General features: G+C 74.2%; 9 protein-coding genes and 1 pseudogene. 7 read left to right on the top strand and 3 right to left on the bottom strand.

Features of this window, described 5'->3' with window-relative positions:
- A pseudogene (locus ACOJUF_RS25860) lies at positions 1–246 on the bottom strand (hypothetical protein); the annotation flags it as partial.
- A gap of 356 nt (positions 247–602) precedes the next feature.
- Between ACOJUF_RS25860 and purN the strand changes: the two are divergent.
- From purN to ACOJUF_RS25840, 4 genes are read left to right on the top strand one after another with little or no spacing between them, the layout of a single operon-like run.
- Complete coding sequence (gene purN, locus ACOJUF_RS25855) at positions 603–1,253, top strand: phosphoribosylglycinamide formyltransferase (RefSeq protein ID WP_420124673.1); 651 nt, start codon at positions 603–605, stop codon at positions 1,251–1,253.
- Positions 1,238–2,839 (top strand): bifunctional phosphoribosylaminoimidazolecarboxamide formyltransferase/IMP cyclohydrolase, encoded by a 1,602-nt coding sequence (gene purH, locus ACOJUF_RS25850; protein ID WP_420124672.1) that lies wholly within the window; start codon positions 1,238–1,240, stop codon positions 2,837–2,839. The genes purN and purH overlap by 16 nt, the downstream gene beginning before the upstream one ends.
- Before the next feature lie 40 nt (positions 2,840–2,879).
- Positions 2,880–3,545: a pentapeptide repeat-containing protein gene (locus tag ACOJUF_RS25845; protein WP_420124671.1), complete on the top strand. Its 666-nt coding sequence runs from the start codon at positions 2,880–2,882 to the stop codon at positions 3,543–3,545.
- Between the two features lie 3 nt (positions 3,546–3,548).
- Positions 3,549–4,256 (top strand): Pr6Pr family membrane protein, encoded by a 708-nt coding sequence (locus ACOJUF_RS25840; protein WP_420124670.1) that lies wholly within the window; start codon positions 3,549–3,551, stop codon positions 4,254–4,256.
- Between the two features lie 35 nt (positions 4,257–4,291).
- Here the strand turns inward: ACOJUF_RS25840 and ACOJUF_RS25835 are convergent, their stop codons facing one another.
- Complete coding sequence (locus tag ACOJUF_RS25835) at positions 4,292–4,474, bottom strand: hypothetical protein (RefSeq protein ID WP_420124675.1); 183 nt, start codon at positions 4,472–4,474, stop codon at positions 4,292–4,294.
- Positions 4,475–4,526: 52 nt separating this feature from the next.
- Between ACOJUF_RS25835 and ACOJUF_RS25830 the strand changes: the two genes are divergently transcribed.
- From ACOJUF_RS25830 to ACOJUF_RS25820, 3 genes are all read left to right on the top strand, one after another.
- Positions 4,527–5,168 carry a hypothetical protein gene (locus tag ACOJUF_RS25830; RefSeq protein ID WP_420124669.1) on the top strand — a complete coding sequence of 214 codons (642 nt, stop codon included), beginning with the start codon at positions 4,527–4,529 and terminating at the stop codon, positions 5,166–5,168.
- An 89-nt stretch (positions 5,169–5,257) separates the two neighbouring features.
- Complete coding sequence (locus ACOJUF_RS25825) at positions 5,258–6,106, top strand: bifunctional methylenetetrahydrofolate dehydrogenase/methenyltetrahydrofolate cyclohydrolase (RefSeq protein ID WP_420124668.1); 849 nt, start codon at positions 5,258–5,260, stop codon at positions 6,104–6,106.
- Positions 6,107–6,108: 2 nt separating this feature from the next.
- The gene (locus ACOJUF_RS25820; RefSeq protein ID WP_420124674.1) at positions 6,109–6,369 is read left to right on the top strand and encodes a DUF3017 domain-containing protein; all 261 of its coding nucleotides are present in this window, start codon (positions 6,109–6,111) and stop codon (positions 6,367–6,369) included.
- Between the two features lie 13 nt (positions 6,370–6,382).
- Here ACOJUF_RS25820 and ACOJUF_RS25815 read toward each other — a convergent pair whose 3' ends face one another.
- Positions 6,383–6,859, bottom strand: coding sequence for a MarR family winged helix-turn-helix transcriptional regulator (locus ACOJUF_RS25815; protein ID WP_420124667.1), 477 nt, complete (start codon positions 6,857–6,859; stop codon positions 6,383–6,385).
- Between the last annotated feature and the right edge of the window lie 158 nt (positions 6,860–7,017).

Genomic DNA, 7,017 nt, shown 5'->3' with positions numbered 1-7,017 from the left:
GCCCGCTCCGGGCGCGGCGACCGAGCTCGGGGCGATCTCGCCCGACGCCGCCGCGGCGGTTCCGGCCGCGGATCCGAAGCCGGACGCGGAGTTCGCCGGCTCCGGCGTTCCGGACCGGACGAACCAGGTCACCAGGCCGATCGCGGCGGCGAGCGCGACGACCACGCCCAGCACGATCGGCGTCCGGCGCCGCGGACGAGCCGAACGGTGCCGGCCGTGCGGGCGGGCGGGGGACGGGTCGGTCATGGCGGCAGCAACCCCTTCGGTGACCCGGACTGGCACCGGAGGGACCCGACCGGACCCACGCGGCCACCTCACGGTATTCGCCGCGGCCCCACGGCGTCGCACCGAGGACCGTCCTCCCCCGATCGGGCGGCGCCCGCGGGTGACGGCGACGGCCGACCGGGGAGCCGGCCGGCCGGCCGAGCGGCGGCCGGATGCCGGGTGGGGCCCGAGCTCCCGGGCCGGCGGGCCGGACCGGCGGACCGGACCGTCCGCACCTGATGACGGCGCCCCGGGCGTCGCCGACTAGCCTGGACCGGCCGCTACCGGCCCCCTCGTCGCCCGCCCGGCGATCCGTCGAAGGAAGTCCCGAGCCCACCGTGCCCGACGCCCCCCTCCCGTCCGATCCGTCCAACCCGCCGCGCAAGCGTGTCGTGGTGCTGGCCTCGGGGTCGGGCACCTTGCTGCAGGCGCTGCTGGACGCGCCCGAACCCCGGCCGTTCACCGTGGCCGCCGTCGGGTCGGACCTGGCGTCGTGCGTCGCGCTGGACCGCGCCGCGGCCGCCGGCGTGCCCACCTTCACGTGTCGGGTGTCCGACCACGCCGACCGAGCGGCGTGGAACCAAGCGCTGGCCCGCGCCGTCGATGCCCACCGGCCGGATCTGGTGGTGCTGGCCGGGTTCATGAAGCTGCTGGCGCCGGGCTTTCTCGACGCGTTCGACCACCGGGTCATCAATGCGCACCCGTCGCTGCTGCCCGCGTTCCCGGGAATGCACGCGCCGGCGGACGCGCTGGCCCACGGGGTCAAGGTGACCGGGTGCACGGTGTTCCTGGTCGACGCCGGTCTGGACGCCGGGCCGATCGTCGCGCAGCGCGCCGTCCCGGTGCAGGACGACGACGACGTGACCACGCTGCACGAGCGGATCAAGGTCGTCGAGCGGTCGTTGCTGGTCGACGTGGTGACGGCGCTGACCGCGGCGCCGTACTCGGTGCATGGACGGAAGGTGGTTCTGGGATGGCCGACGAGCTGACCGAACAGGGGCGCAGGCCGATCCGGCGCGCACTGCTGTCGGTGTCGGACAAGTCCGGGCTGATCGAGCTGGCGAGCGCGTTGCACGCCGCCGGCGTGACCCTGGTGTCCACCGGCGGGTCGGCCCGGGCCATCGCCGACGCCGGTCTGCCGGTCACCCCGGTCGAGCAGGTGACGGGCTTCCCCGAGTGCCTGGACGGCCGGGTCAAGACGCTGCATCCGGCGATCCACGGCGGCCTGCTGGCCGACACCCGGTTGCCCGACCACCTGCGGCAGGCGCAGGACCTGGGCATCGAACTGTTCGACCTGGTCGTGGTCAACCTCTACCCGTTCCGGCAGACCGTGCAGGCGGGCGGGACGTTCGACGAGTGTGTCGAGCAGATCGACATCGGCGGCCCGGCGATGGTGCGGGCGTCGGCCAAGAACCACCCGTCGGTGGCGGTCGTGGTCGACCCCGCGCGGTACCCGGACATCGAGGCCGCCCTCGCCGCGGGCGGATTCACCCGGGCCGAGCGGGCCCGGCTGGCCGCCGCCGCGTTCGCCCACACCGCGAGCTACGACATCGCCGTGGCCTCCTACCTGGGGGCCGAGACGACCGGACCGGGCGGGGGTGCCGACGGGACGCCGGGCTGGCCCGCGTTCACCGGCGCGACCTGGGACCTGGTCTCGACCCTGCGCTACGGGGAGAACCCGCACCAGGCCGCCGCGCTGTACCGGCACTGGCGACCCGGTCTGGCCTCGGCGACCCAGCTGCACGGCAAGGAGATGAGCTACAACAACTACGTCGACGTCGACGCGGCCTGGCGGGCGGCCACCGACTTCGCCGACCCGGCCGTGGCCGTCATCAAGCACGCGAACCCGTGCGGCATCGCGGCGGTCGCCGGGGGCACCGACGACGACATCGCGCGCGCCCACCGGCTGGCCCACGAGTGCGATCCGGTCTCGGCGTTCGGCGGCGTCATCGCGGCCAACCGGCCGGTCACCCTGGCCATGGCCGAGCAGATCGCTGACGTCTTCACCGAGGTGGTGCTGGCGCCGGGCTTCGCGGACGACGCGGTCGCCGTGCTCACCCGCAAGAAGAACATCCGGCTGCTGGTCATGCCGATCGAGTCGCACCCCGACCCGGTGGAGTTCCGGGCCATCTCCGGCGGCGTCCTGGCCCAGACCCGGGACCGGATCGACGCCCCGGGCGACGACCCGGCGAGCTGGACGCTGGCCGCCGGCGAACCGGTCGACGAGGCCACGATGAACGACCTGGCGTTCGCCTGGCGGGCCTGCCGGTCGGTCAAGTCCAACGCCATCCTGCTGGCCACCGGCGGCGCGTCGGTCGGCATCGGCATGGGGCAGGTCAACCGGGTCGACTCGGCCCGCCTCGCGGTGGAGCGGGCGGGGGAGCGGGCCCGCGGCTCGGTGGCCGCGTCGGACGCGTTCTTCCCGTTCGCCGACGGCCCGGAGATCCTGATCGCCGCCGGGGTGCGGGCCATCGTGCAACCGGGCGGCTCGGTGCGGGATCCGGACGTCATCGCGGCGGCGCAGGCCGGCGGGGTGAGCATGTACTTCACCGGTACCCGGCACTTCTTCCACTGACCGGCCCCGGCCGCTCTCGACGGGACACGGATCGATCGCCATGGCGCTGCACCTGACCGACGCGGAGTACGTCGACGAGGACTTCTCCGAGGTCGACCTGACCGGCCAGGAGCTGACCGGGATCACCTTCACCGGATGCGATTTCGCCGAGGCCGCGCTGGTGGACGTGCGCACCCGGCGGGTGACGTTCACCGGCTGCCGGTTCCGCGGCGCGGAACTGTACGACAGTGCGCACCGGTCCAGCGCCTTCGTCTCGTGCACCTTCGAACGGGCCGCGCTGCACGGGGCCTCGTTCGAGGGGTGCCGCCTGACCGGGTCGACGTTCACCGAGTGCCGGACCCGGCCGCTGACCCTCCGGGACTGCGACCTGACCCTGGTCTCGCTGGCCGGGGCCAATCTGGCCGGCGTCGACCTGTCGGGCCTGCGGCTGCGCGAGGCGAACCTGGTGCGGGCCGACCTGACCGGGTGCGACCTGCGCGGCGCGGACCTGACCGGAGCCCGGGCCGAGCGCCTGAAGCTGACCGGCGCCGACCTGCGCGGGGCCCGCATGGACGCCGCGCTGTGGGTGGGCGCGATCCTGGCCGGCGCCCGGATCGACGTCGAGCAGGCCGTGCTGTTCGCCGCCGCCCACGGCCTGCTGATCGGTGGCGACGGTGACGACGGCGGCACCGCCGAGCAGGCCGGCCGGGCCGGCCGGGAGGGCTGAGCCATGCCGCCGGAACGCGCCCGGGCCATCGCCTGGTCGGTGCTGCGGATCACGGTGGCGGCGGCCATCGTCGCCGCCATCGTGGCGCAGTTGATCCGCAGCGTCGGCATCTCGATCGACCGGGGCTGGCCGGTCGGGGCGACCGTGATCGACTTCTTCAGCTTCTTCACCATCGCGTCCAACTGCGCGGCCGTGGTGGCGCTGACGATCGGCGGGGTGATCGGCCTGTCCGCGGCGCGGGTCGACCCGCGTTGGTTCGCCGTCCTGCTGGCCTGCGTCAGCACCTACATGCTGATCACCGGCCTGGTCTACAACCTGCTGCTGCGCGGCATCCCGCTGCCCCAGGGCAGCACGGTGCCCTGGTCGAACGAGATCCTGCACGTGTGGGGGCCGCTGTTTCTGCTGCTCGACGTGCTCGTCGCGCCCAAACGGCGGGTGGCCGGCTGGTCGACCCTCGGGGCCATCGTGGTGTTCCCGGTGGTCTGGCTCGGCTACACGCTGGTCCGCGGGCCGCTGGTGCACGACTTCCGCACCGGCGCCGACTACTGGTACCCCTACCCGTTCCTCAACCCGAACCTGCAGGCCTGGGGCTACGCCGGGGTCGCGCTCTACGTGCTGGTCATCGCGGCCGCGGTGATCGGCGTCGGCGCGCTGGTGGTGGTCGCCGCCCGCCGGCTCGGGGTCCGCCCGGCGGAGCCGGTCACCGGCTGACCCGGCGGCGGGGCGGCCGCAAGGGCCCGGGCCGATCAGCCCTGGGCGGCCGGGTCCCGGCCCGACGACCCGACGGCCCGCTCGTGCAACCGGGCCCGGATGTCCTCGGGCGTGTAGGCGCGCCGTTCCCGCTCCCCGCGCGCGACCAGCGCGGCCCCCGTCGCCGCGACGCCCGCGATGCCGGCGACGCCCAGCCACTTCCACATGTTGGTGCGCACGGTGGTTCACGGTACGCACGATCCGGCCCGGCCGGCCGTCTATGTTGATCACATGTCGGACCGCGCGTCAGGGGTGTCGCTGTCGCTCGACGAGGCTGTCGAGGTGACCAGGACCGGCGACGTCTGGCTGTTCCGCGGCCGCACGTTCGCCGACCGGACGATCCGCACGCTGACCAACGCACCGGTCAACCACGTCGGCATGGCGGTGGTGATCGAGGACCTGCCGCAGCTGATGTGGCACGCCGAACTCGGTCGATCGCTGCCCGACATGTGGACCGGCAAACGCCAGCGGGGCGTCCAACTGCACGACCTGCGCGACGCGGTGACCACGTGGGACGTGAGGTACGGCGCCCGGGCCTGGATGCGGCAGCTGGTGCCGGAGGCCTCGGCGGCGATGGAGGACGCGGTGCTGACCACCATCGCCCGGCTGGACGGCGCACCGTTCCCGAGCACCTGGAAGCTGACCAAGAGCTGGGCCGCCGGCCGGTTCCGGTACCACCGGGACGCCGAGACCGTCTACTGCGCCGAGGTCGTCGCGCTGACCTACCAGGCGATGGGTCTGCTGCCCGGCCACCGGCCGCAGAACTGGTACGACCCCGGGAAGTTCTGGAGCGGGGACGGGCTGGAACTGCAGGGCGGCGCGACGCTCGGGCCGGAGATCGCGGTACGGCCGCAGGCCGCCCCGCCGGGATGACATCATGCGGGACGTGATCGATCCATGAGCGAGCGAGCGAGCGAATCGAGAGCCCCGCAGCGCTCCGATGATCCCCATGAGGGGGTGCGATGAGCGCGGTGGTCCTGGACGGTCGGGCGACCCTGGCCGCGATCAAACTGGAGTTGCGGGACCGCGTCCGCGCGCTCGCCGAGCGGGGGGTCGTGCCGGGCCTGGGCACCGTGCTCGTCGGCGACGACCCGGCCAGCCGCTGGTACGTCGCCGCCAAGCATCGGGACTGCGCCGAGATCGGCGTCGCCAGCATCCAGCGCGAGTTGCCCGCCGGCACCACCCAGCGGGAGGTCGAGGGCGTCGTCGACGAGCTCAATGCCGACCCGGCCTGCACCGCGTTCCTGGTGCAGCAGCCGACCGGCCTGGACGAGTTCGCCATCCTGAGCCGGGTCGACCCGGCCAAGGACGTCGACGGCCTGCACCCCTACAACCTGGGCTCGCTCGTGCTCGGCCACCCCGCACCGCTGCCGTGCACCCCGATCGGCGCGATCGAGCTGCTGCGGCGGTTCGACGTGCCGCTGGCCGGTGCGCACGTGGTGGTCATCGGCCGCGGCATCACCGTCGGCCGGCCGCTGGGTCTGCTGCTGACCCGGCGATCGGAGAATGCCACCGTCACCCTGTGCCACACCGGCACCCGCGACCTGCCCGCGCTCGTCCGGCAGGCCGACGTCGTGGTCGCCGCCGCCGGGGCGCCGGGCCTGGTCACCCCGGACATGGTCAAGCCGGGGGCGGCCGTGCTGGACGTCGGGGTCAGCCGGGTCGACGGCCGGATCGTGGGCGACGTGGACCCGACGGTCGCCGCCGTGGCCGGCTTCGTGGCGCCCAACCCCGGCGGCGTCGGGCCGATGACCCGGGCGATGCTGCTGACCAACGTGGTCGCGGCCGCCGAAGCGGCATCCGCGCGGTGACGATGAGCCGGTCGGTGGCGCGGGCGATCCCGATCGCCGTCGTGCTGGCGATCGTGGCCCTCGGCCTGGTGCTGATCGCGGTCGCGCACTGGCGGCGCGGGACCGGCGCGCTGGCCGCCGCCATGCTGCTGGCCGGGGGCCTGCGGCTGGTGCTGTCCGAGCGGGTGATCGGCGTGCTGGCCGTCCGCGGCAAGGTGTTCGACGTGACTTTCTACGTGGTCACCGGGGTCGCCATGCTGGTCCTGGCGCTCGGAGTGCCCTGATCCGGGCGCGCCGTCAGCCCGGTGGCTCCGGTGGGAGGGCCTGCAGGCGGTCGAACACGCCGGCCAACACCCGGGCCTCGTCGTCGGTGATGCGGTCGGTGAACAGCCGCTCGACGCCGGCGATGTGCACGACGGCGGCGCTGCGCAGCGCCGCCCGCCCGCTGCGGGTCAGCCGGACCACCACCCCGCGGCCGTCGGTCGGGTCGGGCAGCCGGTCGACCAGCCCCTCCTCGGCCAGCCGGGCGACCTTGCGCGACAGGCCCGGCTGGGAGAGCACCACCCGGTCCACCAGGTCCCGCAGGCGCAGCCGGCCGCCGCTCTCGGCCAGCTGGGCGAGCACGTCGTAGGTGGACAGGGGGATCTTGCCGGCGTCCTCGAGTTCGTGGCCCAGCCGCTGCATCAAGCGGGCCTGGCACTGCAGGAATCCCTCCCAGGCGGCCTTGCGATCGCCGGAGAAGCTGCGCTCACCCCCGCTGCCGCTCGTCCCCATGCGGTCCCCCTGACCTGGCCGGGTGACGTGGCGTGGGCCTCATCCGTCGACCCGCCGACGCACACGCACCCCCGCTGACGGTACGGTCTGCGCGGAGATCTCGCACCAACGTCGGGCCCGTGTCGAGCCTTGCCGGGTCCGCCACAGGTTTGGCATGA

The sequence above is a fragment of the Nakamurella sp. genome (assembly GCF_048594475.1).
GTDB lineage: Bacteria > Actinomycetota > Actinomycetes > Mycobacteriales > Nakamurellaceae > Nakamurella.
The sequence above is the reverse complement of the archived record's forward strand: the minus strand, read 5'-3'. Positions and strand labels throughout refer to the sequence as shown.

What these genes read in the sequence shown, in the direction of transcription:
- ACOJUF_RS25825 (WP_420124668.1), top strand. Translation starts at nt 5,258, where the DNA reads ATGAGCGCGGTGGTCCTGGACGGTCGGGCGACCCTGGCCGCGATCAAA.
- ACOJUF_RS25840 (WP_420124670.1), top strand. Translation starts at nt 3,549, where the DNA reads ATGCCGCCGGAACGCGCCCGGGCCATCGCCTGGTCGGTGCTGCGGATC.
- ACOJUF_RS25830 (WP_420124669.1), top strand. Translation starts at nt 4,527, where the DNA reads ATGTCGGACCGCGCGTCAGGGGTGTCGCTGTCGCTCGACGAGGCTGTC.
- ACOJUF_RS25815 (WP_420124667.1), bottom strand. Translation starts at nt 6,859, where the DNA reads ATGGGGACGAGCGGCAGCGGGGGTGAGCGCAGCTTCTCCGGCGATCGC.
- ACOJUF_RS25845 (WP_420124671.1), top strand. Translation starts at nt 2,880, where the DNA reads ATGGCGCTGCACCTGACCGACGCGGAGTACGTCGACGAGGACTTCTCC.
- ACOJUF_RS25820 (WP_420124674.1), top strand. Translation starts at nt 6,109, where the DNA reads ATGAGCCGGTCGGTGGCGCGGGCGATCCCGATCGCCGTCGTGCTGGCG.
- purH (WP_420124672.1), top strand. Translation starts at nt 1,238, where the DNA reads ATGGCCGACGAGCTGACCGAACAGGGGCGCAGGCCGATCCGGCGCGCA.